The sequence below is a fragment of the Thermofilum sp. genome (assembly GCA_038741495.1).
GTDB lineage: Archaea > Thermoproteota > Thermoprotei > Thermofilales > Thermofilaceae > Thermofilum.
The window spans coordinates 57178-83190 of the sequence record JAVYKX010000004.1 but is presented as its reverse complement, the minus strand read 5'-3'; the positions used below and the strand labels follow the sequence as shown (position 1 = coordinate 83190).

The 26013-nt window shown below is 59.4% G+C and carries 27 protein-coding genes; 17 read left to right on the top strand and 10 right to left on the bottom strand.

What is annotated here, in order from left to right; translation table 11 throughout:
* Window positions 1–13: 13 nt before the first annotated feature.
* Together QXU72_09020 and QXU72_09015 are read right to left on the bottom strand one after the other, a co-directional pair.
* Entirely contained in the window at window positions 14–1411 is a 1398-nt protein-coding gene (locus QXU72_09020) for an extracellular solute-binding protein (GenBank protein ID MEM0495387.1), read from the bottom strand.
* Window positions 1412–1471: 60 nt separating this feature from the next.
* A complete protein-coding gene (locus QXU72_09015; GenBank protein ID MEM0495386.1) occupies window positions 1472–2356 on the bottom strand; it encodes a dihydrodipicolinate synthase family protein in 885 nt (294 codons plus the stop codon).
* A gap of 110 nt (window positions 2357–2466) precedes the next feature.
* Here QXU72_09015 and QXU72_09010 point away from each other — a divergent pair, with 110 nt between their 5' ends.
* Both QXU72_09010 and QXU72_09005 read left to right on the top strand, forming a co-directional pair.
* Entirely contained in the window at window positions 2467–3144 is a 678-nt protein-coding gene (locus QXU72_09010) for a helix-turn-helix domain-containing protein (protein ID MEM0495385.1), read from the top strand.
* A 7-nt stretch (window positions 3145–3151) separates the two neighbouring features.
* Complete coding sequence (locus tag QXU72_09005; GenBank protein MEM0495384.1) at window positions 3152–4654, top strand: gluconokinase; 1503 nt, start codon at window positions 3152–3154, stop codon at window positions 4652–4654.
* On the opposite strand, the gene QXU72_09000 is transcribed toward QXU72_09005, so the two are convergent.
* Window positions 4614–5663, bottom strand: a complete 1050-nt coding sequence (locus QXU72_09000) for a D-isomer specific 2-hydroxyacid dehydrogenase family protein (GenBank protein MEM0495383.1) — start codon at window positions 5661–5663, stop codon at window positions 4614–4616. The genes QXU72_09005 and QXU72_09000 overlap by 41 nt on opposite strands.
* A gap of 86 nt (window positions 5664–5749) precedes the next feature.
* Between QXU72_09000 and QXU72_08995 the strand changes: the two genes are divergently transcribed.
* Window positions 5750–6520: an aldolase/citrate lyase family protein gene (locus QXU72_08995; protein MEM0495382.1), complete on the top strand. Its 771-nt coding sequence runs from the start codon at window positions 5750–5752 to the stop codon at window positions 6518–6520.
* Window positions 6521–6565: 45 nt separating this feature from the next.
* On the opposite strand, the gene QXU72_08990 is transcribed toward QXU72_08995, so the two are convergent.
* A complete protein-coding gene (locus QXU72_08990) occupies window positions 6566–6892 on the bottom strand; it encodes a NifB/NifX family molybdenum-iron cluster-binding protein (GenBank protein MEM0495381.1) in 327 nt (108 codons plus the stop codon).
* Window positions 6893–7119: 227 nt separating this feature from the next.
* Between QXU72_08990 and QXU72_08985 the strand changes: the two genes are divergently transcribed.
* From QXU72_08985 to QXU72_08960, 6 genes are all read left to right on the top strand, one after another.
* On the top strand, window positions 7120–7764 hold the full coding sequence (locus QXU72_08985) for an HAD family hydrolase (protein MEM0495380.1): 645 nt from the start codon (window positions 7120–7122) through the stop codon (window positions 7762–7764).
* Between the two features lie 242 nt (window positions 7765–8006).
* On the top strand, window positions 8007–8873 hold the full coding sequence (locus QXU72_08980; protein ID MEM0495379.1) for a lysine exporter LysO family protein: 867 nt from the start codon (window positions 8007–8009) through the stop codon (window positions 8871–8873).
* 22 nt (window positions 8874–8895) lie between these two features.
* A complete protein-coding gene (locus tag QXU72_08975) occupies window positions 8896–9972 on the top strand; it encodes a hypothetical protein (GenBank protein ID MEM0495378.1) in 1077 nt (358 codons plus the stop codon).
* Between the two features lie 102 nt (window positions 9973–10074).
* The gene (locus tag QXU72_08970; GenBank protein MEM0495377.1) at window positions 10075–11061 is read left to right on the top strand and encodes an ABC transporter ATP-binding protein; all 987 of its coding nucleotides are present in this window, start codon (window positions 10075–10077) and stop codon (window positions 11059–11061) included.
* 5 nt (window positions 11062–11066) lie between these two features.
* The gene (locus QXU72_08965; protein MEM0495376.1) at window positions 11067–11822 is read left to right on the top strand and encodes a hypothetical protein; all 756 of its coding nucleotides are present in this window, start codon (window positions 11067–11069) and stop codon (window positions 11820–11822) included.
* Window positions 11819–12565 carry a hypothetical protein gene (locus QXU72_08960; protein MEM0495375.1) on the top strand — a complete coding sequence of 249 codons (747 nt, stop codon included), beginning with the start codon at window positions 11819–11821 and terminating at the stop codon, window positions 12563–12565. The genes QXU72_08965 and QXU72_08960 overlap by 4 nt, the downstream gene beginning before the upstream one ends.
* A 19-nt stretch (window positions 12566–12584) precedes the next feature.
* On the opposite strand, the gene QXU72_08955 is transcribed toward QXU72_08960, so the two are convergent.
* The 3 genes from QXU72_08955 to trxA are packed head-to-tail and all read right to left on the bottom strand — an operon-like array spanning window position 12585 to window position 14371.
* Entirely contained in the window at window positions 12585–13175 is a 591-nt protein-coding gene (locus QXU72_08955) for a flavin reductase family protein (GenBank protein ID MEM0495374.1), read from the bottom strand.
* 15 nt (window positions 13176–13190) lie between these two features.
* Window positions 13191–13919 (bottom strand): HAD family hydrolase, encoded by a 729-nt coding sequence (locus tag QXU72_08950; GenBank protein MEM0495373.1) that lies wholly within the window; start codon window positions 13917–13919, stop codon window positions 13191–13193.
* Window positions 13920–13963: 44 nt separating this feature from the next.
* Window positions 13964–14371, bottom strand: coding sequence for a thioredoxin (gene trxA / locus QXU72_08945; protein MEM0495372.1), 408 nt, complete (start codon window positions 14369–14371; stop codon window positions 13964–13966).
* Between the two features lie 388 nt (window positions 14372–14759).
* On the opposite strand from trxA, the gene glpK reads away from it, so the two are divergent.
* The 5 genes from glpK (at window position 14760) to QXU72_08920 (ending at window position 18933) form a co-directional block, all read left to right on the top strand.
* Complete coding sequence (gene glpK / locus QXU72_08940; protein ID MEM0495371.1) at window positions 14760–16331, top strand: glycerol kinase GlpK; 1572 nt, start codon at window positions 14760–14762, stop codon at window positions 16329–16331.
* Window positions 16332–16394: 63 nt separating this feature from the next.
* Entirely contained in the window at window positions 16395–17555 is a 1161-nt protein-coding gene (locus tag QXU72_08935; protein ID MEM0495370.1) for an FAD-dependent oxidoreductase, read from the top strand.
* Window positions 17556–17564: 9 nt separating this feature from the next.
* The gene (locus tag QXU72_08930; GenBank protein MEM0495369.1) at window positions 17565–18218 is read left to right on the top strand and encodes a 2Fe-2S iron-sulfur cluster-binding protein; all 654 of its coding nucleotides are present in this window, start codon (window positions 17565–17567) and stop codon (window positions 18216–18218) included.
* Window positions 18219–18599 (top strand): hypothetical protein, encoded by a 381-nt coding sequence (locus tag QXU72_08925; GenBank protein MEM0495368.1) that lies wholly within the window; start codon window positions 18219–18221, stop codon window positions 18597–18599.
* Window positions 18586–18933, top strand: coding sequence for a hypothetical protein (locus QXU72_08920; GenBank protein MEM0495367.1), 348 nt, complete (start codon window positions 18586–18588; stop codon window positions 18931–18933). Before QXU72_08925 ends, QXU72_08920 begins: the two co-directional genes overlap by 14 nt.
* Before the next feature lie 42 nt (window positions 18934–18975).
* On the opposite strand, the gene QXU72_08915 is transcribed toward QXU72_08920, so the two are convergent.
* The gene (locus QXU72_08915) at window positions 18976–21054 is read right to left on the bottom strand and encodes a Sip1-related alpha-galactosidase (GenBank protein ID MEM0495366.1); all 2079 of its coding nucleotides are present in this window, start codon (window positions 21052–21054) and stop codon (window positions 18976–18978) included.
* A 59-nt stretch (window positions 21055–21113) separates the two neighbouring features.
* Entirely contained in the window at window positions 21114–22175 is a 1062-nt protein-coding gene (locus QXU72_08910) for a hypothetical protein (GenBank protein MEM0495365.1), read from the bottom strand.
* Between the two features lie 150 nt (window positions 22176–22325).
* On the opposite strand from QXU72_08910, the gene QXU72_08905 reads away from it, so the two are divergent.
* A complete protein-coding gene (locus QXU72_08905) occupies window positions 22326–23402 on the top strand; it encodes a UDP-2,3-diacylglucosamine diphosphatase (protein MEM0495364.1) in 1077 nt (358 codons plus the stop codon).
* Here the strand turns inward: QXU72_08905 and QXU72_08900 are convergent.
* On the bottom strand, window positions 23383–24552 hold the full coding sequence (locus tag QXU72_08900) for a galactokinase family protein (protein MEM0495363.1): 1170 nt from the start codon (window positions 24550–24552) through the stop codon (window positions 23383–23385). The genes QXU72_08905 and QXU72_08900 overlap by 20 nt on opposite strands.
* 54 nt (window positions 24553–24606) lie before the next feature.
* Here QXU72_08900 and QXU72_08895 point away from each other — a divergent pair, with 54 nt between their 5' ends.
* Complete coding sequence (locus tag QXU72_08895; GenBank protein ID MEM0495362.1) at window positions 24607–24936, top strand: hypothetical protein; 330 nt, start codon at window positions 24607–24609, stop codon at window positions 24934–24936.
* Window positions 24937–24971: 35 nt separating this feature from the next.
* Entirely contained in the window at window positions 24972–25985 is a 1014-nt protein-coding gene (gene galT, locus QXU72_08890; protein ID MEM0495361.1) for a galactose-1-phosphate uridylyltransferase, read from the top strand.
* Window positions 25986–26013 lie beyond the last annotated feature (28 nt).

Genomic DNA, 26013 nt, shown 5'->3' with positions numbered 1-26013 from the left:
GAGTCACCTCCCTTTATCCGCCGTAAACTCTCCTGACTTCCTCTCGCAGCTTGGCTGCGTACTCGTCTATTACCTTGTCCGGGTCTTCTCCTTTGATCACTACTCGCTGTATCATCTCGTTCCAGATGAAGCCCTCCCTGAAAGTCTCGCTCGGGCTTGTCCTCTCGCCGAGCGGGAACGCCGCCGTCTCCATGAACTTGATCTTCTCGATAGCTGCCGCTGGGTCTTCGCCGAAAGCGGGATACTTGCCGGCCTTCCAATCTTTAGAGATCACCTGCATCTGGCTCTTGAATATAGGTAGCGCATAGAGCCCGGAGGCTTCGCAGAAGCCTTTCCTGTAGTCTTCTTTGTCAGCGAACAGGTAGTAAACAAGGTCCTTGGCGAGCTCAGGGTACTTAGTGGCCTTGAAGATAAACACGCTCTCGTCTCCGCAGTCCACCGATACAGGAGCCAGGAAAAGCTTCGTCTTCGCGGCAAGCGCGGGATTCTGCGTCATAAGGGCATACCAGATGCTCGCAGGGTTCATAGTCATCACGATCTTACCCTGCAGGTAGGCGTTGTTGTTAGACGCATCAACCCACTGGTCGCTGTCGGGCGGTGTGAGGCCTTCAAGCCAGATCCTCCTCTCGATCTCGAAGGCTTTCTTGAGTGCAGAGCGGTAAGGCTCCTTATCCATGATCACCCCGGCCACAGAGCGGCTGGAGAGCATACCGCCGCCGTAGCCACCCCAGAAGTGAAGGAACGTCCACCAGGTGTCGTAGCCGTTTAGCCCCAGCGGGAGGCCGATGCCGTAAACTCCAGGCTCGACCTGGTGCAGCCTCTTAGCAGCTGTATAGAAGTCGTCGAGGCTTTTAAGCGGGAAGAGGTCCTGGGCGCCTGCTTTCTCGACTATATCCCAGCGGACGTGGAGCCACGTGGCTTCGAACATCGTGGGGATGCAGTAGTAGTGTTCGCCGAACTGGCATATCTTCAGCTTGATCTCATAGATATCGGATTTGTTCAGCTTCTCGATCACATCGTCGATGGGGACGAGGAGACCTTTCTCGGCAAAGATGGCAACGGGGTGGCCGTTGATGACTAGGTCAGGCGGGTTGCCGGCCTCAACCGCTGCAATGAGCTTCTTGCCGATGTCGGCGACTGCCAGCCACGTGATCTCGACATCAACGTTGTTCTTAGCCGCCCACTCCCGAACCTTCTTCTCAACCCAGTACATCTGGGGAGGCGTGAAGGTAGCCCTACCCCATATGACCAGCTTGGGTTTAGCTGCAGGAGTCGTAGGTGTAGTAGGCGTGGTTGGTGTTGTCGGCGGAGCGGCGGGAGGCTGGGTTAGGTACCAAGCCGCAAACCCCACAAGCGCTATGACAACAATGGCTATGACGATAGCCAGAGGGGTCGATATCTTCTTGCTCATCAAGGATAAGAACCTCCAGCTGTTAATAAAGCTGGTTCCTAACAAAGTTAGGTTGAGTTTTCAGCGCTTAAGAAAAGGCTCTAGCTCTTGAGCGATCTTCACAGCCGCCTCTCCGCTAATAGGAAGGAATGGTTTCCGCGGCAGGCCAGCCCTTACGCCTCTCACCTCGAGCAGCAGATATGTGAGAACAATGGGAGACCCGAGCTTGTGGAGCCTCCTCCTCACATTGTTCACGCGAAACTGGAGCGCTCTCGCTTTCTCTAGATCTCCGCTTTCGAGGGCTTTGAAGAGCTCGTAAACGAGCTCGGGCAGGTAGTTGGACATCCCGGGTATGAAGGCCCTGGCCCCTAAGACAAAGGTGGGAAGCATGAGCGCCTCTGTGCCCACGACGATGTCGAAACCTTCACCAGCTGCGAGCTTAAAGTCGATATACGTGAGCACGTCAAAGCTGCTATCCTTAACGCCAGCAACACCCGCCTGCTTCAGCTTTGCCGCTAACTCGGGCGTGATAGGGTATCCCACGCGCTGAGGATTGTTGTACGCATAGACAGGAATGCTCACCGAGCCCGCTAGCTCCTCGAAGAACTTGACCACTGCCTCCTCAGAGTGCTTGTAGTAGTAGGGTGGCACGCTAGCCACCGCGTACGCCCCCACGTCTTGAGCGTGGCGGGCAAGCTCCACCGCTGTGTAGGTGTCCGGTGCACCCACGTGGACCAGCACTTTGTGGCCTTCCTTCGCGTACTCGATGACTTTTTCGGCTACTAGTTTCCTCTGGCTCGGCCTCATAAGCGGTCCCTGCCCGTAAGTACCGCAGATGTAGTAGCCGTGAACCCATGGGTTGAGGAACTCGACGACTCTTGCCAACGACTCTAAGTCGACTTGCCCGTCCGCGGTAAACGGGGTAATTAGAGGCGGGTAGATTCCGTAGAGGGGTTCTACCTTCACGTGCTTTTAGCCTGAAGACCTTTCTTAACTATATTTCACCGAAAAAGTTAGGTACCTCTTCAAGTGTTACGCAACGTTTATACTTGCGTAGCGGAGAACTAAGAGGAGTGATGCCCGCTAAGGTGTACAGGATCATCATGAAGCCTTCGACAAGCATCCTCGCCGAGGTCAGCAAGCTACCCGGCACCAGCATTCAGGTGCACAGCGTGATTCGAGCGAGAGACAAAGCGCACACGCTAGTCAAGATCGGTTTGCTCGACTCGCGCAAGATATTCCCGAAGATTGTGGAGACACTCTCTAGGAGGAGAGAGGTGCTCGACTACAGAATCCTCGAGAAGAAGAGCTCGTCGTGCACTATCCTCCTGACTAAGAGCATGTGTGACTTCTACGAGTACACCATCGCGTCGGAGAGACACACCTTCTTCCCCTACGTGATCTCCGGGGGCCTCAGGAGGTTTTACCTCATGACTTCCGAAAGCTACGAAGATCTCGAAAAAGCACTGTCGCGCTACGGTGTCATCATCAGCCTGGAGAAGGCAACCTTCCAGGAAGCCCTCAGGGAGACGTCTCAGCTTCTAAGCGTGGAGCTCGTGCGAGATTCTCTCACACCGCCGCAGAGAAAAGCTCTCAGCGAGGCTCTCAGAAGAGGTTTCTTTGAGTGGCCGAGGAGGGTCTCGCTCGAGGAGCTCTCCAGAGAGCTGGGAATCTCGAAAGTAACGCTGAGCGAGCACCTCCGCCGGGGCGAGCGCAAGCTTCTTGAAAGCATCCTAGGCAACGGGTCTCAGTGAACGCGGGATGCCCGTCCTGGCAGTGGACATCGGTACAAGCACGATTAAGGCTGCAGTAGTTGACTTCGACAGAGGCATACTTGCGTCCGCCTCCGAGGAAATCCCTCTAACTAGACCGGAGCCGGGAGCGGCGGAGCACGATCCACAGCTCCTCCTGAATAAGTTCAAGAGCGTAGTCTCCAAGGTGGCGGTAGAGGAAGTTGAAGCACTAGCTCTTTCAGGGTACCTCTTCGGCCTTGTGCCGCTGGGTAAAGGCGGGACGCCGCTTTCCGGCGTAATTACCTGGCTGGACAGGCGGCCGGCTGAAGCGGTCAGCCGCATACTCGAGAGGGTCAGCCCGCGCGAGCTTTACGAGAAGACGGGATGCCCCCCGCTCGGGATCTACCAGCTCGCTAAGATTGTCTGGTTGAGGGAGAGGAAGGAGAAGACGTACCGGGAAGCTGAAGCATTCCTAGACGCTAAGGGGTTTATCGTCTACAACCTGCTGGGCGAGAAGTTGATGGACCGCAGCTCAGCTTCAGGGTCGCAGCTCCTCAACATCCGGAAGCTAGAGTGGGAGTACGAGCTGCTTGAAGAGTTAGGAGTAGACGCCGAGAAGCTCCCGGAGCTAGAAGACAGTGTGAAGGTCGTCGGGGAGATCCCAGCTGACAGGGCAAGAGAGCTGGGGTTGCGATCCAGCACACCCCTCGTCCTCGGGGTGTTTGACGGCGCTGCGGTCTCCGTGGGGGAGGGTGCTCTAGGGCGGGGCGTCGCCAGCTCCCACCTGTCGACGAGCACCATGCTTCGCGTTGCGCACAGCGAGCCCCTCGTCGACAGGTTCGATGAAATGAGGTTTCAAACCTACTACCTTTTCGACGGCGTCTGGCTGCCTGGAGGAGCAGTAAATAGCGCTGGCGTGGTTTTAAGGTGGTTCAGAGACAACATGGGCCAAGTTGAGAGGATGGTCGCGAGAACCACTGGACTTGACCCCTACGACCTCCTCGCGCGAGAGGCCGAGGCAGCGCCGCCCGGCTCAGGCGGGCTCCTGTTCTTACCCTACATCAGTGGGGAACGCTTCCCGACGTTCGGCAACTACGCTACAGGTGTGCTCTTCGGCCTTAAGGAGCACCATACACGGTCCCATGTTGTGAGGTCCTTCATGGAGGGAGTTATGCTGAACCTCAGGCTAGTGGCGGAAGCTTTGCGGGAGAACGGGCTGCAGTTCTCCGAAGTGCGTGTTACGGGAGGCGGCGCGAGGTCCAGGCTATGGCTGCAGATCATGGCCGATGTCCTAGAGGTGCCCGTGAAGGCTAGCGTGAAAGGCGATGCTGCGCTGTGGGGGACAAGCCTCCTGGCTTTGAAAGCCACTGGCAGCATATCCGACGTTGCGCGAGCAGCTGAAGAGAAATTTACCCCGGATTTAGAGGTGAAGCCCGATGAGGAAAACACCGCCGTCTACAGAGAAGCTTTCAGAAAGTTCGAGAAGCTTCTCAGCGCAGTGAAGCCTCTGTTCCGGGAGCTCTCAGCTTAGCTCTCGTGCCTCTCTTGAGAACTTCCGGGTTCACCAGATACTCGGTAGGCGGCTCGCCTCTTATGACTTTCAGTATGGCGTCAACGTTCGACTCATCCATCCCCCTCAAGCCCTCCCTGGTGTTCGCGCCGATGTGCGGCGTAATAACAACGTTATTAAACCTCAACAGAGGGTGGTCAGCCCCTATCGGCTCCCCCTCGACCACGTCCAGCCCCGCGCCCGCGACTTTGCCGGACTCGAGTGCCCTGACGAGCGCGGCAGTGTCTATAAGCTCCCCCCTGGCGGTGTTCACGATGATCACTCCCTCCTTCATCTTCTCGAAGGCTCGTTCGTCTATCATGTGGTACGTTTCAGGCGTGAGGGGGGCGTGAAGCGAGATTATGTCGGACTCCCGCAGCAGGGTATCGAGGTCGGTCAGCCGAGCTCCGAACTTCGCGGCGTCTTCAGGCTTCACGTAGGGGTCATAGGCGAGGACTCTTGCACCGAAACCCTTCGAGAAGATTTCCGCAACTCTGCTCCCAATGTTCCCGAGGCCTACTAAGCCGACAGTTTTCCCAGCGATGTTGAAGCCTACGATTCTCCCTCTCTCCGACCACCGGCCCGCTCTCACGAGCTGGCTAGAGTAGGTTACGCGCCTCACCGCGTCGAGAGCGAGCGCCACGGCGAGCTCTGCTACAGCATCGCGCTCTTTGAAGCCTGGAACGCGCGTCACCAGTACGCCCTCCTCGGTAGCAGCCTTCACGTCAACATTATCCACACCTATCCCGTGCCTCGCGATCAGCAGAAGGTCTTTCTGGAGCCTCATAAAGTCGGCGTCGTAGAGCGGTGTGACACTAGCTACGATGAAGTGGTAGCCTGAAAGCTTTTCAGCTAGATCCTTACCGCGGGCCTTCTTGTCCACGTCGATGAAGTCGACCTGAGCGTGCTGGCGCAGCTTCTCCAGAAGGTCCGGGGCGCTCACCCCGAAAGAGCGGGAGTTCACCACTGCTACCTTGTACATGATTCTCATCCCTCTTTCACGCTTGCAGTATTTATCACCCTCTCCAAACCTGTTAGGATAAATTTCAATTAAGAGGGGCAGCGCTGTAGGGTGCCGTGATAGGCAGGTTGCCTCTCCTCCTGCGAGAGGACAAAGTTGCACTGGGCTCGTGGGTCACGATAGCTAACCCCGAAGTTGTCGAGATGCTCTCTTTGAGCGGGTTCGATTGGCTCCTTTTCGATATGGAGCATGCACCTCTCGACTACCAGATGCTAGAGTACATGCTCATGGCCGTCAGGGGTGACGCGACGCCCTTAGTTCGCGTACCTTTCAACGACCCAGTGTACGTCAAGAGAGTGCTCGACTTAGGCGTGGCAGGGGTGCTGTTCCCCCTGATCAGTACTCCTGAGGACGCTAAGCTTGCTGTGAAGTCGACGAGGTACCCTCCCAAGGGGATCAGGGGGGTTGGGCCTAGGCGAGCAGCCAGCTACGGCCTCAAGACTGAGGAATACTTTGACCGCGCTGACGAGGTCATGGTAGTAGTGCAGATTGAGACGCAGGAAGCTGTGAAGAACATCTACGACATACTGAGTGTCGAAGGGGTTACAGCTTTCTTCATAGGTCCCAACGACCTCTCCTTCTCCTACGGGAAGAGGGGCTGGAAAGACGACGAGGTGCGCCTCGCTATAGAGAGAGCTGCAGACGCTTCCAAGAGCACAGGCGTCCCGGGAGGGATGTACTGCCCAGATGACGATTCGCTGAAGTTCGCGCTACAGCTCGGCTTCAAGCTGGTGGCTCTAGGGAGCGACTACCGGTTCCTTATGGCCGGCATAAGGGATAGGCTGCGGAGGGCTCGAGCCGCACTCGAGGAGGTCACCCCGAAGTAGTTCCCCTAGGTTTCAGCAGGCTGGAGCGAAGCATCTCTGGCAGGCCTAGGGGTTCAGAGAATTCCCCACCTTCAAGTTTTTCAGCACTTCACTGACACGTATGCAGCGACTCTTGTAAACTCTCACTCCCCGCTCCGCGAGAGCTGAGGATAACTCTTCATCAGCCTCGTAGACTACAACGAGGTCCACGCTGCGCTGCACGAGATGCTCGAGCATCTCTTTACTATCCTCTTTAACGCTGATAGTGAAGGAATCCAGGTTCCTGAAGCCCCCGCTGTCGACCTCGTAGAGGACAATTCGGCGGGAAAAGCGCAGATGAGGGGCTACGTACTCTTCTCCGTCAACCTCGAGCACCGGGATTGCCACGATCATTTAGCTGCACCCTACTTCATGGAACGTGGCCCCCGCTTCTTAACGTGCTTTAAAGCTTTTCACTTCACCGGGGAGCTTCCGCGGGAAGATGAAAAGCGAGAGGTTTTTCTAAAGGCTTGGAAAAACTCTAGTGGTGATGACTTTAGGCTACCTGCCGACCTGTGAGGCTTCCCGGCCTTGCTGACCCCCCGCGCTTTTTATAACCTTTTCAGAGGCATTAGCGCGCCATGGCGAGGTTGCGTGTAGTCTCGCTGGACCTCGACGGGACGCTGGTGTCCCGGAATTACGTCGACTACTTCTGGCTGGAGCTAGTCCCCCAGCTCTACTCCGAGAGGTGGGGAGTCCCCCTGGAGGAGTCGAAGAAGCTGGTCTTTCAAGCGTACGAGGAGATTGGCCCAGGAGATATCCGCTGGTACAGGCCTTCGTACTGGTTCGAGAGGTTCGGTTTCCCCGATAAGCTGAGCTGGGCTTTAAGCAGAGCTGGGGAGCTGGTCTTCCTCTACGAGGACGCCGCCAGATTCCTCAGGAGGCTCTCAGGGAAAGTCGAGCTCGTCATCAGCACCAGCGCGTCGAGAGAGTTCATCGAAGTCGTGTTCCAGAGAGTACCGGAGCTGAGCAAGTACATCAGCAGAGTCTTCTCGTCGTCTTCTGACTTCTCCCTCGCAGGGAAGCCGCCGGAGTTCTTCCTGAGAGTCATGGAGAAGCTCGGGGCGAAAGCCGAGGAAGTAGTGCACATAGGTGACGATGAGGTCCACGACTACGAGAATCCGCGCAAAGTGGGTATCAGGGCTTTCCTCGTTACGAGAAGCGGGAACCCTAACGGGTTTGAAGGCCTAGCCGAGATCATCGAGCAGTTAGCGCTCAGCCCCTGATGCTGCATCCTTTTCACGCTTCCCCGTATGCCGGCGTGTCAGCGCTCAGCGCCCTTCCGCTACTCGCGAGAGCCGCCTCGGAGGCGGTGGCAGTTCTGTAAGCTGTTAAACCTACCCGGGTGCGGCCTCCCTGACTCGGTAGGACGCGGGAATTCAGCCCCATTCCGTAAATGAAGCAAGTACAGCTGCAATTACGAAAGCGATTTAAAAGCTTGGGAGCCAGCGCAGGAGGTCTTCGAAGTATGGACGCTGGAGCCAGCTCGCTGGCGGTGCTCGCTCTCTTCGCGGTGAGCGTTGGCGCCGGCAAGCTTTCACGCGTAAAGCCTCCGGCGTGGGTTTTCGAGGGCATAATCCTTGTGGTCGTCTTCTCGGTTTCCTGCTGGGCTGCCTCCAGCGGGGTTCAGGCTACAGTGTCTGCGCTAATCCTCGCCGCTACGCTACTCTCGTTGATCGTCTCGCTCACCCTAGCGGCCTCGCTCATCTCGAAGAGTAGGGGGAAAGCCGCGGAAGCGAGGTTTTCGCCGAGAATCGACTGGAGGATACTGAGCGTGGTACTCGCAGGGTGGCTGTCCGGCTTCCTGGCCCCCTATCTCAGCGAAGTGCTGGGCTCCCTTCTCTTCTGGGAGGTTATTGTGCTCATCGCTATCACCGGGCTCTACGTCTCCAGCTCCCTGAACCACCAGGCTCTGCGCGAAGGCGCTAGAACCGCGCTCGAAGCTTGCGCTCTAGCAGTAGCGATATCGGTTCTAGCCGGGCTAGTCGGCTCGCGAGTCCTGGGGATCCCCCCGGACCTCGCGGTAGCGATGACGCTCGGGATGGGCTGGTACAGCTTCACGGGCCCTTACATCGCTAGCGTAGCGGGACCCTCCGCCGGCCTCGCAGCCTTCCTGTTGAACGTGATGCGGGAGCAGTCCACGTTCCTCCTGGTCCCGCTGGTCAGGGGCCCTAGGTCGGTGATGCTCAGCTTAGGCGGTGTGACGACGATGGATAACACCTTACCTGTCTACATCCACGCTTACGGGGAGGACTTCGCGCCGGCCAGCGTTCTCCACGGCTTCATCCTCACAGTGCTCGCACCGTTCCTCATCGTAGCTGCGCTCAGCTTTTAAGCATCCCCGGCGGGGTGCCGCTGTGCCCGGTACGCTCACCGCTTACGTGCTCTCGTTCACGGCATCCGTAGTGCAGGCTCTCTTCACCCCCGCGGTCGCACTCTACGCCTACAGGCTCGGCTACGCTGAAGCCGAGGTAGGGTTCCTCACGGGCGTAGCGTCCGCGGTCTACGTGGCTGGAGCCCTCTCCTCCGCGAGGCTCTCCCGCCTGCTAGGCGAGAAAGCTACAGTAGCCGCGGCACTCGGGCTGCTGGCAGGCTCCCTACTCCTCATACCCAGGCTCATCGGCTGGGTGCAGATAGCTGCAGCGGCGAGCGCCGTCTTCCTCGCGTTTGGCTTCTTCTGGCCAGCGGTGGAGAACATCGTCTCTTCGAAGGGTGGGAGCGTCTCCCGGTTCTCCTTCGCGTGGAGCTCAGGCTCTCTCTTCGGAGCGGCAGCCACGTCAGCTCTCCTATCCCTCACCCCCTCGCTGCAGTTCACTACCCTCGCAGCTGTAGCGGCAGCTTCAGCTGCTGCCGGCGTCTCGCTGCCGGCTAGAGCTGCTCCGCGTGGCGATCCTCCAGGAGATACCGGTAGAGCTCTGCGGGCGTGGGGCCCCTGGATCCTCTGCCTAAGCTACTCAGTATCGTCGGGCGGAGTACTCACCTTCTACCCACTGCTCGTCGAGCAGCGCGGGCTCCCCCTCGCTTACGTCTCGCTCGCGAACACTTCAATGCTGCTCTCCAGAACGCTGACCTTTTTCTTCTTCGAGAAGCTGCCCTCACCGCTGCGCCACTTAACCGGTGGCACCCTCATGTTGTTGGGATCCCTCTTGCTCCTCCTCGGAGGCGACCCGTTGCTGGTGGTGGCTGGGGCTGCGGCTGCCGGCGTAGGCCAGGGCGTAGTCTACGCTAACGCTCTCTCCGAAATCTTCGCAGTAAAGGAGGGCGTCTCCACCTACACGTCGCTTTTCGAGGCATCCATAGGCTTCGGGTACGCTCTGGGACCTATCGCTGGAGCAGCTGCGGCAAGCGCTACCGGAGTTGCCCCGCTGGCTGTCACTTCACTTCTAGCACCCTTGCTGGCGGCGGCAGTCAGGCTGCGCTACGGCCGCCGCTAGGGCGCTCCCGTTTTTAAGAAAAACTTAAATTGCCTCAAATAGTAGTAAAAGTAGCACTCCCTTACTTTGCGCTGTTTTAAGCATCTCTCCGAGGTGGTTCGCATGCTCGCTGTCCAGGTACTCGATTTGAGGAAGAGGTACGTCTCTTTCAGGCGGAGGGGGCTGTTCAGCCGCGAGAAGGTTGTGGTAGAGGCCCTTAAAGGGGTCACATTTGACGCGCGGAAAGCCGAGGTGCTGGGGATTCTCGGGCCTAACGGGGCGGGAAAGTCAACACTGGTGAAAATCCTAGCTACGGTGCTTCTCCCCGATAGCGGAACTGCGAGAATTCTCGGCCACGACATCGTCGAGGAGAGGAGGGAGGTCAGGAGGCTTATCGGGGTCATGCTCAGCGTCGAGAGGGGTTTCTTCCTGAAGCTCACCGGGAGAGAGAACCTAAAGTACTTCGGCATGCTCTACGGCCTCTCCGGGAGTGCCCTGGAGAAGCGGGTCCAAGAAGTGCTCAGAGAAGTTGGCCTGCTGAAGAATGCGGACAAGCCCTTCGAGGAGTACTCCCTCGGCATGAAGGCGAGGCTCGGCATCGCGCGAGCGCTCCTCAACGACCCAGAGGTGCTGATCCTCGACGAGCCGACCCTCGGGCTAGACCCGGTGTCCGCCCGCAGAGTGAGAGCTCTGATTAGGAGCCTAGCCAAGGAGGGGGGAAAGACCGTGCTGATCACAACGCACAACATGTTCGAAGCGGAGATCGTCTGCGACCGCGTAGCTATCCTGAGCGATGGAAGAATCGCCGCGATCGACACGGTGGAGGATCTGAAGAGGAAAGTCGCCGACACAGTGTTTCTGGAGGTCAGAGTATCCTGCGAGCATGAGAGCAGCATTCTTCAAGCCCTTAGGAGCGTCTACTCCTCCGTCACCTGCAGGAGGGAGGGGCCGGCGAGCAGGATACTGATTCCCGTGAAAGTGAACGAGTACGAGCACGCGCTCAGCGAGCTTCTGGAAACCCTCCGGAGGAGTAAGCTGAAGCTGCGCGGGATCGCTGTTCGCGAGCCAACCCTGGAGGATGCTTTCGTCAAGATCGTCGGGGAAAGGTGATCGCGGTGGTCTCCAGGCTGGCTCTAGTCAAGGCTGGCATGCACCTCTGGCTATCGATGTACAAGCACAACAAGGCTGCGCTTGCAGCATTCCTCGCGCGCCCCTACCTCGTGCTCCTCTTCGTCTCAGCTCTAGGCGCAGGGCAGAACCTGGTGGCTTGGGCGCTCCTCAGCATCCTCATCACCTCGGCTGTAGATTCCCTCTGGGATATAGCTGGTGGCGCGATCACCCAGAGACTCTTAGGCGTCTTGACCTACGCCTCGCTAGCACCCCACAGGATGGCCGAGATCCTGCTGCTCACCTATCTGCCAAGATACTTCATTGAGACTCTAGTCAAGTTCGCGGAGCTCGCGCCGCTCATGGTGGCTGGGGGCGCTACTCCAGCCCAGCTGGCTGCAGCGCTTGCACTCAGCTTGCTCGGCGCCCTCCCCCTCGCCAGCCTGGGGATGCTGGTCGCCTCGCTCACGTTGCTCGCGCGGGAAGATGCCCCGTGGATTGACTGGACAATACCGCTGCTTCTCGTAGCCTCGGGAGCCATATACCCCGTGGCAGCCCTGCCGCAGCTAGTGAAAGCAGTCTCTGCGGCTCTACCGACCACTTACCTCTTCAGCATGGCTGAGGCCCTCGCTACTAACAGCTCTGCCGACTGGCAGCTTCTCCTAACCGCTTTCCTAGCCACCGCGTCCGCGTGGCTAACAGCCTCGCTCCTAGCTTCTGAGAGAATTGAATCGTCAGTGTTCCGGAGGGGTGGGCACCTTTGAGGCTCCGGGCAGTCCTCTGGCTGCACTCCTTGAGGTTGAGGAAGTACGTTCTCAGCCTCTTCTCTAACGCGCTCACAGACGCGCTCTGGGCGCTCATCCCGATCGTAGGCGCGCTCGCAGTTGGGCGGCAGAGCAGCGTAGCCGAGATCTTCTGGGCAATGGTAGCTTGGATGGTTATCGCGAACTCCGCCTGGCTCATCGGCGGCTGGCTCGAGTACGCTGCGCTACTCGGCGTGCTCGAGTACCACGTGCACGCTAGCGTCTCGCCTCTCGCACTGGCCGCCGGCAGAGTGGTCACCCTCCTCGCGTCGGTCTCCATATCCTCTGCTATCGTGATCGCACCCCTAGCGCTGCTGGGCCTAGCTCCAGCAGCCGCCGACACCTGGAGTCTAGCGGCATCCCTCGCACTCCTCCTAGCGCAAGCAGTAGCATACGGAGTGCTCCTAGCCGCGGTGTCCGTGAAAGTAGGCGTGCCCAGCGCGCTCCTCGACATCGCCAGCCTAGCGCAGCTCGGGCTGCTCCTCCTGCCTCTAAACCCTGAGCACATCGAGGCACTGTCTCTAATTCCGCTGCTGGGCCCCGCGTACCTGGCGAGATACTCCGCTCGCACTGCCCATGCCTCTCCTCTGCTAGCGCACGCTGCAGCCGTAGCTGCGGCGATGATGCTTCTCGCTCTCCTCGCGGAGAAGTGGTCATCTAAGCTGATCGCCCAGAGAGGCTTCAGAGCGGTCAGCTTTGTCTGAGTGGTCGGCGGGAAGCGCGCTAGCCTTCGCCGCGCTCCTTGCCTCGCGGCTCGCGCGAAGCGGTGGCGTACTCGTCCCCACCCAGGTGCAGCAGGGGCTCGGCAGCACTCAAGTCGTAGAGGCTGCCTGTCCACGCGTCCCGCCTGACCCTAGCCGCCCTAACCCTGCCCACGATGAGGTAGTGGTCGCCGCAGGGGTACTGCGCCCACACGCTGCACTCGATACACGCTAGAGCCTCCTCGAGGCACGGAGTGGAGACAGCTACAGGCTGCAGTAGTCCCAGCTTCGCGTGAGCAAGCTTGTCCACATCCCTCCCGCTCACCGAGCCGAGGTACTCGACGACACCCCTCATCTTGAGCGGGACAGGGTTAACTGTGAACTCCGGCCGCCGCTGGATAAGGTCGTACGTGTAGCGGCGCGGCGAAACGGCAACTACGAGAAGAGGCGGCTCGACGGAAGCGGGCATAACCCACGAGGCTGGCATAACGTTTGGCTTGCCGTCCTCGCGGAGAGCTACTACGAGGGAGACCATCTTAGGGTGGAGAAGCCTCGTGAACCGCCGGATATCGACTGAAATGTAGTCCGGCATGGCTCCCAGCCTCTCGCCCACGCGGAGCTTCTAAACCTAGCCCTCGCCCGAAGCCCGGTGGCTGGTGAGCGCCTCCAGTACCTCGCAGAGGCTTTCAACCTCGAGCACTTGCGGGTGGGGCAGCGCCTCGGTGCACATCCCCGTCTTCACGAGCACTGCTCTGAAGCCCGCTTCCGCGATTTGATACGCCACCTCGCGCCTATCGTCGAAGTGCACCACCTCGCTGGGCTCAGCGCCGTACTCCTTCGAAACCTCGAGAAGCGCCTCCACGCGCGACAGCTGACCCGCGGGCAGAACCACCAGCTTGTCAAAGAAGCGCAGGAGGCCTGAAGCCTCTACGCGCCTCTCCTTAAAGCCAGGTATTCCGTCGTTGCCACTCACGGAGACGACAACTTTCCCCCTCGCTTTAAGCGCCGCCAAGAGCTGGACTGCGCAGGGGTAGGGCCGGGTAGCCTGAATTCTCGCCTCGAGGAAGAGCTCGTTGAAATCCGGCGGGGGTGGCGGCAGGCTGAGCCCGCTCTTTCCAGCAGCTTCAGCGAGGAGGGCTGCGAAACCCGCGTAGCTCATCGCGTTTGCCCTCTCCCGGCTGAACCACTCCTGGTAAGCTAGCTCGGAAACCAGCTGCAGCATGTTGGGCGGAGTTCCCATGTGGAGAAGCATAAGCTCGATCACGTCCCTCATGTACGTGTAGCTGTCGACAAGAGTGCCGTCGAAGTCGAACGAAATGATCTTTGCCTCAGCTAGAATATCCTTAAGAGCGCTCATGAGCTTCATGCGCCGAGGAGAACTCGCGATATAAGAGTTTCGCGCTAAGAAAGGAGCTCCTTCACGAGGGAGTCGAGCTGGCGGGGAAGCGAGGGGGAGTAGCCGACGAACCTCTCCACCTCTCTGCCCTGGTGGAAGACGATGATCGTGGGGATGCTGAGCACTTCGAACTTCGCGGCGAGCTCTGGGTGCTCGTCCACGTTGATCTTGAGGACTGCGACTCTTCCCTCGTACTTCCTGGCTACTGCTTCGACTATGGGGCTTGTGATCCTGCAGGGGCCGCACCACTCAGCCCAGAAGTCCGCGACAACCACCTTGCAGCCGCGCAGCGACTCCGCTAGCTCGGCTGCGCCAGCCTCCGGGTTGTAGGGGCAGGCAGTACTACCAGCCCGGGGGCTGCGGAGCATCTGCGCGAGCATTCTCCGCTTTATCTCCTCGATTTCCGCCTCCATTGGAGCCACATTAGGTAGAAGGCTCCCCATGCTTTATATGCGAAGCTGTCAGAATCTTTACCTATCGAAGGGAAAAAACTTCTTTGAAAGCTACGCTAGGGAAGCGCTGGGACGTGGAATACCGAGAAAGCTGCGTGATACCAGGCGAAGAACAGGAGCTGGAGGAAGAACGCCGCGTAGACTCCACCTGTTTTCCTGAAATAGAATGCTGCTTCATTCCAGCGTACAAGGGAGTGTAGTACCAGAAGAAGCGATCTTTGCAGTAGCTCTCAGGAAATTTAAATAAATCAACTGTCTGCGCCGCAAATTTAAAATTTTAGTAGTTTTAGTAAAGTAGTTTAAGCTTATCCACGGTAAAAAAGATAAAGCAAGCTTCTTTTACCTTGACGTGGCAAAATACCTACTTGTCATTGACCAAGGTACCACCGGAACCCGCGCTGCTATATACTCCGATGATGGCCAACCGGTTAAAGGCGGCTGGTCGTACAGGGAGCATACGCAGATCTACCCGAGGCCCGGCTGGGTAGAGCACAATCCGAAGGAGATATGGGAGAAGACTGTTCTCTGCGTTAAGGATGCTGTTTCCCGCAGCAAGGTCAAGCCGCACGAAATCGCAGCCATAGGCGTTACGAACCAGCGGGAGACGGTGGTGGTGTGGGATGTGCGCAGCGGAGAGCCTCTGTACAACGCGATTGTCTGGCAGGATAGGAGGACTGCGTCGATAACGGATGAGCTGCGTGAGAAGCACCTCGACACAGTTCACAGGAAGACAGGGCTCGTGCCTGACCCCTACTTCTCGGGGAGTAAGATCCAGTGGCTCCTCGAGAACGTTCCCGGGTTGAGGGAAAAAGCTGAGAAAGGAGAAGCCGTGTTCGGCACGATAGACACCTGGCTCATCTGGAACTTAACCAGGGAGAGCAGGGATACTCTCACGCCCGAGAGGGGAGGGGCGCACGTCACGGACTACTCGAACGCTTCAAGAACCATGCTCTTCAACATCGAGAAGCTCCAGTGGGACAGCGACCTTCTAGAGCTCCTGGGCAGGGTTCCCGAGGAGGCCCTGCCGCTCGCGAGGCCTTCCAGCGACAGAGAGTTTTACGGCTACACTGGCCCGGAGGTGAACGGCATATTCGAGGGGAAAGCTATCCCGGTGGCAGCCGCTGCAGGTGACCAGCAGGCAGCGCTCTTCGGGCAGGCAGGGTACAGCGAGGGGGACGTAAAGTGCACTTACGGTACTGGAAACTTCATATTGCTGAACACCGGTGATAGGATTGTTTACTCGAAGTCGGGCTTGCTGACTACGGTATACTACTCTACCGAGCCGGGTAAAGCCTCCTACGCGCTGGAAGGTAGCGTTTTCATCACAGGAGCTGCGATCCAGTGGTTGAGAGACGGTTTGAAGCTGATCGAGGTTTCCGCCGAGGTCAACCCTCTCGCCGACGCTGCGGACGACACCGGTGGCCTGTACTTCGTTCCCGCCTTCACGGGGCTCGGCGCGCCCTACTGGGATCCGTACGCCAGGGGCCTGATCATCGGCATCACCAGGGGGACTACTAGGAAGCACTTGGCCAGAGCCACCCTGGAGAGTATCGCGTACCTCACCAGGGACGTTGTAGAAGTGATGAGAAGCGAGGGCGGGTTGGCTATCGAAGCCTTGAAGGCGGATGGCGGCGCCTCGAGGAGCGACTTCCTGATGCAGTTCCAGGCGGATATCCTCGGAGTGAGAGTGGTGAGGCCGCTGGTCACCGAGACTACTTCGCTGGGTGTCGCGTACCTTGCTGGTCTCGCGTGCGGCTTGTGGAGGGGGCTGGACGAGCTGAGGAGGATGTGGAGAGCTGAGCGGGTGTTCGAGCCGGTTATGAGCGAGGAGGTGAGGGAGAGGCTGTACGCGGGCTGGAAAGCCGCGGTGAAGCGCGCTCTGGGCTGGGCGAAGGAGGTTCCGTGGGCGTACGGTTACTAAATGCCTTATTACCGAAATTTGATTATGTTACTTTAGTGAAAAAGCAGTGCTGCCGGGTTTGATATGACTGCAGTTTCGAAGCATGTTGTGGTTATAGGCGGGGGCGTGACAGGCGCTGCGACTGCCTACGACTTGTCGCTGAGGGGTTTCAGGGTGACGTTGCTGGAGAGAGGCTCCATAGGCGCGGGGACGAGCGGGAGGACTCACGGGCTCCTGCACAGTGGCTGCAGGTACGTTGCGGACACGGAGGTCGCTAGGGAGTGCTACCTCGAGAACCAGACCTTGAGGAGGATAGCGCCCTTCCTCTTCGAGAAGAATGGTGGGCTCTTCGTAGCTATCACGGAGGATGATTTAGCTTACAAAGACTTCTTCCTCAAGAAGTGCGGGGAAGCGGGGATACCCGTCGAAGAGGTTGAGCCGGCGGCAGCCTTGAAGATGGAGCCGAACCTGAACCCGAAGCTGAAAGCCGCAGTCCTCGTGCCCGACGGTACCTTCGACCCCCTCAAGGTGATTTTGAGCTTCCTCGCATCAGCTAAAAGGTGCGGTGCTGTAGTGAAGCCGTACAACGAGGTGGTGGGCTTCCGGGTTGAGGGGGGCGAGGTGAGGGCGGTTAGAGTTCTGGACAAGGTCTCCCTCAGGGAGTACGAGCTCGAGGCAGACTTCTTCGTCAACGCGACCGGTGCGTGGGCGAACAAAGTAGCGTCGCTCGCGGGGCTTCACGTACCGGTTAAGCCGAGCCCGGGAGTCATGGTGGCGCTGGATGGACGCATCGGTAACCGGGTTTTCAACAGGCTGAATAAGCCGGGGGACGGCGACATCATCATACACCAGAGAGGCACCTCGGTTATAGGTACAACTTCCTGGATTGTAGAAGACCCCGACGGGGTGTCCATCCCGAAAGAGCACGTGGAGCTGATGATCAAGAGGGGTTCGGAGATAGCGCCCGTTGTCTCGAGGATGAGAGTGAAGGCGGTTTACGTTTCCTCCAGGCCTCTCGTGGGGCAGGCCGCGCAGACAGGCAGAGAAGTGAGCAGGAGCTTCGCGATAATCGACCACTCCCGCGAGGGCGTGGGGAACATGCTCAGCATCATCGGGGGGAAGTTCGTCACCGCTAGGCTGATGGCTGAGAAGATGGGTGACGCGGTCTGCGAAAGACTGGGTGTCAGCGTACCCTCTAGAACTGCGGAGCTGCCGCTGGCGCCCTACTGGCTCTACTTCTCCTAGGTGGTCGGAGTGAAAGTGAGGCTAATCGTAAGGCGCTGGAAGCAGGGTTGGACGCGCCCGCGCTACGACGTGTTCGACGTGGAGGCAGACCCCGAGGAGTCTGTGCTAGACCTCATCGAGAGAGTGAGCCTGAGTACCGACCGCACCCTGGTCTTCGAGCACGCGTGCCACCACGGTGCTTGCGGTGCTTGCGGCATGCTCATCAACGGCGTCGAGCGGCTAGCCTGCGTGACGAAAGTCGGCGAGGCTGCTAGGAAAGGCCTGCTCCTCGTCGAGCCGCTGCGCGGCTTCGAGGTTATCAGCGACCTCGCAGTGGACAAGTCGAGGATGTTCTCGAAGTACCCGGCAGAGACGCAGACTCTGGAGCCGGTTGCCGCGAGCTTGGAGAAGCTTTACGACTGCGTTGAGTGCGGGGTGTGCTACTCTGCGTGCCCGATCGCCAACACGTACGGGGAGTACCTCGGCCCCTCTGTTCTAGCCTTAGCTTATCACAGAGCGCTGAGCGATGGAGTAGTGCCGGGCAGCGTCGCGGGGTCGGGCGGCGTGTGGGCTTGCCACGCGGCTTTCGACTGCAGCGAGAAGTGCCCTGTAGGCTTCAAGCCCGGTGAGAAGATTATGAAGCTGAGGCGCCTCCTCCTGGGAGGCAGGGTGAAGGTGAGCTAGATGGGTTTGGGGAAAGCTGTTAGGAGCTGGTTCCAGGTAAAGGGTAGGAGCGCGGAGCACATATCTTTCGGGCTGCGTAGGCTCGCGGGCATAGTGCTCGCGCTGTACTTGGTAATCCACATGGTAGATATCTCGACTCTCCTTCTCGGCAGGGAGTACTACCAGGCTCTACTTAACCTCTTTAGCTCGCCGGTCGGGCTCGTGTTTGACATCATCCTCTGGATCCTCCTGGTTGCGCACGGCTCGCTGGGCCTCTACTCCGCAATCGTCGAAGCGGGGTTCCTCGTAGATCGGCGGAAAGAGCTTCTCGCAGCTGCTTGGGCTGTGGTAGCTCTCTTCTCCCTAGTCGGAGCGGTGGTGATCATCCATGTCATGGGGTAAGAAGGGGGTAGGCTGGGTACTGCAAGCGCTTACCGGCGTGCTGCTCGTCTTATTCGTGACAGCCCACATAATCAGGGTGCACCTTGAGGGGTCGCACAAGGGCCTACCCACCTACGAGGAAGTTATCAGCGCCTTCAAAAACCCCCTGATAGCAGCGGCCGAGCTAGCTCTCGCAGCGGCGGTGACGTACCACGCTATGTACGGCCTCTACACAGTCACGGTCGAAGCAGAGCTCCTCCGGGAGAGGAGAGCCCGAGCCCTCTTCACCGCGCTGGGTGCAGCAATCTTCACCTACACTCTTGCTGTGACAGCCTACCTGGTGCTAGCACCTTAGCGGCTTTGAGAAAAGGCTGCGGCTTTTTCCCTTCGGAGAGCGTCAGACGCGCACCTCTAGAGGAACCTTCGCCGGGGTCACTTCTCTGAGGCCTGGCTGCAGAACCATGTCCCCCACCCTCAGCTGCCTCTCCAGGTAAATGGTGATGGGGAAGCCGGGCTCCAGCCCGAGCCTGACTACGCTGCCGACCACCTTAGCCCAGTGGAGAGCGGCCGGCATCACGTACAGCTTCCTGCTCCCCACAGGGGAGAAGCCGAGCTTTAGGGGGGCAAACACGTAGAGGTGGACTTCCCCCGGGTTGAGCTTGCCGCGCAGCACCTGGCTACCCTCAGCCTTCCCGAACCTCTCCGAGAAGTACTCGTACGCGACGTACTCTCCAGCGCTGAGGGCAGCGTCGGAGGGGGATACCGCGTACTCGATCACCTCATCCCGCTTGTAGATGTTGAACACGCCAACGAGGCCGTAGACTCCTAGGCCGGGGACCTCGAGCTTGTTGAAGAGCTTCAGCGCCACTGGCTCGTTGTAGGGGTCCCTCATCGCGATATCCTCGGTCGGGAGCGCGGGAGCCGGGAAGGTGGGCACCCTGCCGTCGGGGAACGCTAGGGGGGCGACGACCTCTGCTTTGAGCTCCTGCGGAACGTCAGAAACGTAAACCGGCCCCCCGCTCAGAGCTCTCGCAACCGCTTGCTGGAGCGCTAAGGGGTCTTTCGTCTGGAACATGTCCCAGTCTGGCCACGCGACTTGGGAGAGCCAGAGAGTGTTGTACGCGTTGAAGTACAAGTGCAGTTTCGACCTAGAGGGTGACGGGGGAGAGCTGTAGTCGATCGATGCTCTAGCAGTGTTCGAGCGCCACATGCTGAAGAAGTGCTCGGGGTTGAGGGACATGCAGTTGAGGATCTCCAGGTTGAAGAGCGCGGCAGCCGCCTCCACCGCTTCGTGCAACTCTGAAGACGCTTGCTCGACGGGGTGGTGGCCCGCGTAAAGCGATGCCACTGCAAGCTGGTTATCAGCTTTGATGAAGTCGAAGCCGGCATCCTTGACCCTCCTGAACCAATCCATGAAGAAGCGGAAAGCCTTCCCAGGGGAAGGCGCCAGAGTGCCGTCGAGATCCTCCAATACCTCATGGTAGTCTCTCGCCAGGTCGCTCTCAGGGTCTACGCCGTTCCAGTACCCGTTGACGGTGATCCAGAGGCCCAGCTTCTCTGCCCCGAGCTCTCTCAGCTTTGCCGCCAAGCCGGCTAGGCCTCTGGGGAACTTCTCGGGATCCGCTTCGAAAGAGCTGAGAGATCCCTCCCGGCTAGCCATCCACCCGTCGTCGAGAATCACCATCGCGAAGGGGGCTTTCGACCTCAGCTCCTTGAAGCCGGAGACCACCTTCTCCTCAGAGATACCCCTCCAGAACGCGTTCCAGGTGCACCAGCCCAAGTACTCCGCGAAGGAGGGCTTCCGCTTCCGGCTCCGCAGAAGGCACTCCCTGCCGAGCGCGCGGGCAGCAACATTGAACGCGCGGCTCACAGTCTCCGCTGCGGTTGAGCCGCGCGCCGCAGCCAGGAGAGGTGCTGTTCTCCACCTCATCTTCACTGTTGAGAGCTGCTGAATCGTGAGAACCTTCTCGCCGGGGTTCGTGAAGTATCCTGAGAAGCCCCACCCCGGCAGGGCCAAGAGGTGCAGGTAGCCGCTCTCGAGCTTTAACAGAAGCTGCGAGATCTTCAAGTCTTTCGGCAGGCTCGCGAGAGAGCGGGTGTGCCAGGGGAAAGTCCACGCGCTGGGTACAGCGGGCGCCGCGCTAACAGCAGGGTAGTCGTAGGGCTCGCTCTGGCCGCCGAGAAAGCCGGGTGGGTCGTAGGTGTGGTGGAACACGAGCACGCTGCTATGCTCCGGCAGCTTCACCTCAGCAGCTAGAACGAGCCCGTCGTCCGCGGTCTCCCCCTCCCCCTCCACCAGGAGCGCTACCGCGTCCTCGGAGCCGAGCAGCTTCAGGAGGGCTCGGCCACCCGCGAGTAGGAGCTCGTAAGCATTACCTGCTGGCTCCGCACGTACGACGTCTTCGAGCGCCCCCCTGAGGGAAAGCTTCAGGGCGATTTCCAGCTCAGAAACGCCTACTTTGACCTTGAGAGGCATGAGAAGAAGGAGTATTCAAAAAAATAAAAATAATATCTTTCGCCTGAGGCCCGGCTCAGCTAGCCTCTAGCCCCCTTACCCTGCTTCGGAGGAGCCGGAGCCTCGGTTCCGCGCTCAGCTTTCTTCGCCCAGCCCGGCGGAGTGATGGGAGGCGCTTCCTTCTCGACTTTAACCTTGATGGAGATCTTCGCAGCAGCTCCGGCCCTCTCGGCGGCTTTCTCGACCTTGCTCTTTACCTCCTTGAAGACTTTCTCTACCAGCTCTCTGGTCGCGTTCCTAACGCTCTCGACCTCGGACCAGTTCAACGCCCTCTCCCGGATGGCCTTCTCGACTTTCTTTACGAGCGTTCTGTTGATTAGAACGTCCTCAAGGTACTCTGTCTCGTTCCTCTTCAGCCAGCCGAGCTTCATCGCCTTCACGATAGCAACGTGAAGGGATGCGCGGTTGAGCTCTGCAGTGACTAGGCCGAGAATGCGCTTAACCTCAGCGAGCATTCTCGCCAGGTCTGAGACCGTCAGGTTGCCCGCGTCGAGAGCCGCCCGGGCCTCGGCGAGGATCTCGCTGGCTCTGTCCAGGAGCGCTAGCGCGTCCGCGATGTCGAAGAGCAAGGTGTCCACTTTAGAGAGCTGCTCCCTCAGCTGCGCGACCCGGGCTTCAAGCACCTGAAGCTGCAGGATGAGCGCGGTTCTGTTGAGCGCTACCGTCATGTTGCTGACGGAAGCGGTTAGGTTCAAAGGCAGCGCGCCCTTGAACCTAAACTCGAGCCCAAGCTCTTCAGCAACCTCACTCTGCAGCTCCAGGATGTCGCCGTACAAGCGCATAGCTGACAGAGCGTAGTTCTTCGCCAGCGTAAAGTTTCCCGCTGCGAGCTGCTCAACAGCTAGGCTCAGGTAGAGATCCGCTTCAGCCGTAAGGTTCAGTATAGTGGCCCAGAGCGTAGCATTGACGAGAGGTAGGCTGCTGTTGGCGATAACCTCGTTCCGGAAGTGTACAAGCAGCTGCAGCCTCTTCGCGTTCTCGACCAGTACCTCCGCCGAGCGGTCGTTCTCTGCTCTCACGGTTACTGCCAGGGGCGCTAGCACCAGCAACACGGCAAGGAGTACTGCCGTCGGAGCTTTCACGTCGCTCACCGCCTACAAGCGGTAAGGAGGCGGTATTAAGGAAAGCTGTGGAAAGCGGGAGAAAGCGACTTTTCTCTAGAGAAAACCGACTTCAGTGAAAGCTACATATCACCCCCGTATGCAGGGGCTTCAGCCGCGAAGGTGGGGGCTTTGAAAATAGACATCATCGAGGCCTCCGGCATCCCCCTACCCCTGATAACCCTCGAGGACGAGGAGGAGGCGGTTATACTCTCGGACACGCACCTCGGCCTCAACGTTAAGGGGAGGGTTGCCAGCAAGAGCAGAGAGCTCGCTGAGTTCTTCGCCCACCTGCGGAGCACTAAGACGAAGCTCGTAGTGCTGCTCGGCGATGTGCTGGAGCTGTGGAACGCTCCGCTGCACAGCGTCATGCGCGCAGCCTACGAGCCCCTGAGGGAGCTCTCCAGGAGCAATGCAACTGTCGTCTACGTTGCCGGGAACCACGACAGGATCCTCGCAGGCCTGCACCTCATCGGGAGACGGGGGGAGGAGGACCTCGTGGTGGCTCCCGAAGCAGTACTGCTAGAGGTTTCAGGCAGGAAAGCGCTCCTGTTCCACGGCCACCAGCTCGACAGAGCATTCCTCATCACGCGCAGCCTCTGGAAGCTCCAGTCCTACGTGTACACGTTCTCTGAAGCTCTTCTCGCGCTGCCTAAAGGGTTGGAGTGGGTGCTGGCGGGGCTAGCTGCGCTCCTGTTCCTCGGGTTGATCGCCATCATCCCAGCCGGCTCCCTGGTGGTGGAGATTGCGGTAATGCTCCTCGCAGCCTTCCTGCTGTCCCCCCTCCTGCTCCTGCTCTGGAGAAACTTCCAAGACGAGGTGTGGTACCTGCTCATTCAACCTCTAGCAGGCAGGCTCTCGAGAGGGAGGTTAAGGGGGAAGAGCATTAGGACTCTTGCTGTCAGCAAGCCCCTTAGAAAGCTTCTCGGCTTGATCGAGAGCATTGTAGGCCGCGTAGATATCGCTGTCTTTGGCCACACCCACGTGCCGGAGCTCCTCGAAGATAACGGCAGAGTGTTCGCTAACACAGGCTCGTGGGTGGAGAACGGGAACGCTGCCACCTGCACTTTCCTGAGGGTTAAGCCCGGGGAGATTCTCCTCTCACAGTGGGCTAACGGTGCGGAGAGAGTGCTAGCGCGAGCCGCTATCCTGCCGGAAAACACGAAAGAAAGCTCGCAAAGCGAAGGCGCTATCCCTCCTCGATCCTAGCCCCCTCGTCCACGCTGAGCGCCCACGCTCTAGAGGCGCCAGCCTCCAGAGAGGCTTGGAGCACCTCGCGCTCCCTGCCTGGGGCAAGCGCTACGAGGCTGCCCCCCATCCCAGCTCCGCTGATCTTCACCGCCAGCGCGCCTGCACCCAGCATCGCGTCTCTCAAGCGCTCGAGCTCCGGCAAGCTAACCTCGTAGAGGTCCCTGAGAAGCTCGTGCTGCCTGTTCACCTCCTCTGCTAGGGCGCGGAAATCGCCCTCCCGGAGTGCCCTCACGGCGCGGAGCGTAGAGCTGTGCGTGAGTAGGGTGAAGAGGATACGGCGCCTAGCTGCTTCATCTAGCGCTCCCAGGTACGGCTCGAGCTCCCGAAGGCTGAGGTCCTCCCAGGCTGGCTCGTCGAACCTCCAGCCCAGCTTCGCCTTCAGGGACGCGGGCACCCCGGGGTTCTCCATGAGCGCCTTCAGCCCCCTGTTGATCTCGGCCTGCCTCACGGGGTGTATGTCAGCAACGCTGTGCCTGATGCCTGAGTCCGCCACGGTGAAGCGCAGCCAGCGGGCCTCAAGCCTCTGGACGCGCACGGGGGGCTTCGGGTAGAGGAGTATCGCGCCGCCGATAGCTGAAGCGTACTGGTCGAGGCGGCCGCACGGAATCCCTGCGATCCTGTTCTCCGCCTGGAAAGCCACCTCTGCTAACTCCTCGGGTGAAAGACCTAAGTTGAAGTAGTGGTCTAGGGCTTTCGCGAAAGCCACTTCCAGTGCCGCGCTGCTCGACAGCCCCGAGCCCACAGGGATCTCGCTGCTGACCACAGCCCTGAAACCGCTCTTGAGGGGCCTGCCCACCCTCTCCTCGACAGCCCTCACCACCGCCCTGAGGTAGTTTCCCCACCAGCCCTTATGGAGCAGCGGGGGGCTCGAAGCGGGGAACACGTCCCGGTGGGGTGACCCCTCCTCTCTGAGGTTCCAGCTCTCGATTTCGAAGCGCTCGCAAGGCTCTAAGACCGCGATGAACGTGCGGAGATTAACCGCGGCGGGCACAACGGGGAGCCCTTTGTAGTCCTGGTGGGTGTTGAGGAAATCCACCCTGCCTGGGGCCGAAGATAAGAAGACCCAGCGCTCGGGGAGCTTCACCCTCGCGTTGGAGTAACCCGTCATGGCAGGACATGTAATGCTGGAAAACCATTTAAGAAAGTATTCCACATATACCTGATGCCGACCATCACCGTCGGCAGCCTAGTCAACTTGCTTATCGGCTGGCTGGTTTCGACAGTAGCAGTGTGGCTAGCATTGAAGTTCCTGCCGGGAAAGCAGAAGAGAGAGTCACTGCCGGGCGCCGCGCTCACAGCGCTCGTGGGTGCTGTAGTCTTCTACGTGTTCAAGATAATCGAGATCCCGCTCGGCACAGTGATCGCCTGGGTCGTCTGGCTCTACCTGCTGAGAAGGCTCCAGGGCGTTGGGTGGCTGGGGGCAGCGGCGCTAGCTGTGCTGATCTACATCATCAACGCGGTCTTCGGGTTCTTCCTGCCGACCCTCCTGTAGGCAAAAATTGATTATTTTTTCTTCCTTTGCGCCACGTGAGCGCAGGTTGCAACGAACTCCGCTGGAACCCTCTCCTCGGTTGCTGGGTGGTAGTTTCGAGCTCGCGGGCTACCCGGCCTTGGAGGAGCGTTACGCAGTGCCCCTTCTGCCCTGGAGCGGAGGAGACAGGATACGGGTGGGATGTGCTCGCTCTTGATAACCGCTTCCCAGCTCTGAGGCCCGACGCGAAAACCTGCACGGAGAGCAGGGGTCTCTACCGGGTGCGACCCGCCTACGGCTACGCTAAGGTGGTGGTTGAGACCCCGGAGCACGAGGGGGACCTCGACGCTATCCCTAGGGAAAACCTGCTCAGGTACGTGGAGCTTCTCGCCCAGCTGACGAGGCAGTACTGCGCAGACCCCGGCATCGCGTACGTTTTCCCGTTCAGGAATAAGGGCGAGGTAATAGGGGTCTCGTTGACACACCCTCACTCGCAGGTGTACATCCTCCCGTTTGTCCCCCCGAGAGTCGAGAGAGAGCACAGGATGATGTCCGAGCACAAAAGCCGCTACGGGGGCTGCCTGCTGTGCGAGATCCTGAAGCAGGAGGAGGAAGAGGGCTCGAGGCTCCTCTACCTGAACGCGGAGTTCACAGCGTTCCTGCCATTCTTCGCGATGTGGCCCTACGAGGTTCACGTGTACTCTCGGCGGCACGTTGAGAGGTTGGACGAGCTCGACAGAGCTTCGCTCGAGCAGCTAGCTGACGCGCTGAGAGTCATCGTCGCCGCCTACAACGAGCTCTTCGGCTTCAGCCTCCCCTACATGATGGTCTTCCACCAGAAGCCGTGCCGCGGCTACGAGGGCTTTCACCTGCACGTGGAGTTCTACCCAGTGCACCGGGCGAGGGACAAGCTCAAGTACCCTGCAGGCATAGAGTGGGGGGCATGGGTCTTCACCTACGACGCTGTCCCGGAGGAGAAGGCTGCCGAGCTCCGCGCCGCCGTCAAGAAAGCCGTCGAGAAGCTCGGAAGGAGGGGAGAGAAGCCGCTGGGGGATCCCGGGCCGGGGTGAGAGAGAAAGTTTAATTACGCTGCCCTGC

Bases quoted from the DNA above. Each gene is read 5' to 3' on its own strand.
- QXU72_08920 (MEM0495367.1), top strand. From the start codon at position 18,586: ATGTCATGGGGTAAGAAGGGGGTAGGCTGGGTACTGCAAGCGCTTACC.
- QXU72_08985 (MEM0495380.1), top strand. From the start codon at position 7,120: ATGGCGAGGTTGCGTGTAGTCTCGCTGGACCTCGACGGGACGCTGGTG.
- QXU72_08970 (MEM0495377.1), top strand. From the start codon at position 10,075: ATGCTCGCTGTCCAGGTACTCGATTTGAGGAAGAGGTACGTCTCTTTC.
- QXU72_08915 (MEM0495366.1), bottom strand. From the start codon at position 21,054: ATGCCTCTCAAGGTCAAAGTAGGCGTTTCTGAGCTGGAAATCGCCCTG.
- QXU72_09020 (MEM0495387.1), bottom strand. From the start codon at position 1,411: ATGAGCAAGAAGATATCGACCCCTCTGGCTATCGTCATAGCCATTGTT.
- trxA (MEM0495372.1), bottom strand. From the start codon at position 14,371: ATGGAGGCGGAAATCGAGGAGATAAAGCGGAGAATGCTCGCGCAGATG.
- QXU72_08950 (MEM0495373.1), bottom strand. From the start codon at position 13,919: ATGAGCGCTCTTAAGGATATTCTAGCTGAGGCAAAGATCATTTCGTTC.
- QXU72_09005 (MEM0495384.1), top strand. From the start codon at position 3,152: ATGCCCGTCCTGGCAGTGGACATCGGTACAAGCACGATTAAGGCTGCA.
- QXU72_08980 (MEM0495379.1), top strand. From the start codon at position 8,007: ATGGACGCTGGAGCCAGCTCGCTGGCGGTGCTCGCTCTCTTCGCGGTG.
- QXU72_08990 (MEM0495381.1), bottom strand. From the start codon at position 6,892: ATGATCGTGGCAATCCCGGTGCTCGAGGTTGACGGAGAAGAGTACGTA.
- QXU72_08925 (MEM0495368.1), top strand. From the start codon at position 18,219: ATGGGTTTGGGGAAAGCTGTTAGGAGCTGGTTCCAGGTAAAGGGTAGG.
- QXU72_09010 (MEM0495385.1), top strand. From the start codon at position 2,467: ATGCCCGCTAAGGTGTACAGGATCATCATGAAGCCTTCGACAAGCATC.
- QXU72_08900 (MEM0495363.1), bottom strand. From the start codon at position 24,552: ATGACGGGTTACTCCAACGCGAGGGTGAAGCTCCCCGAGCGCTGGGTC.
- QXU72_08895 (MEM0495362.1), top strand. From the start codon at position 24,607: ATGCCGACCATCACCGTCGGCAGCCTAGTCAACTTGCTTATCGGCTGG.
- QXU72_09000 (MEM0495383.1), bottom strand. From the start codon at position 5,663: ATGAGAATCATGTACAAGGTAGCAGTGGTGAACTCCCGCTCTTTCGGG.
- QXU72_08935 (MEM0495370.1), top strand. From the start codon at position 16,395: ATGACTGCAGTTTCGAAGCATGTTGTGGTTATAGGCGGGGGCGTGACA.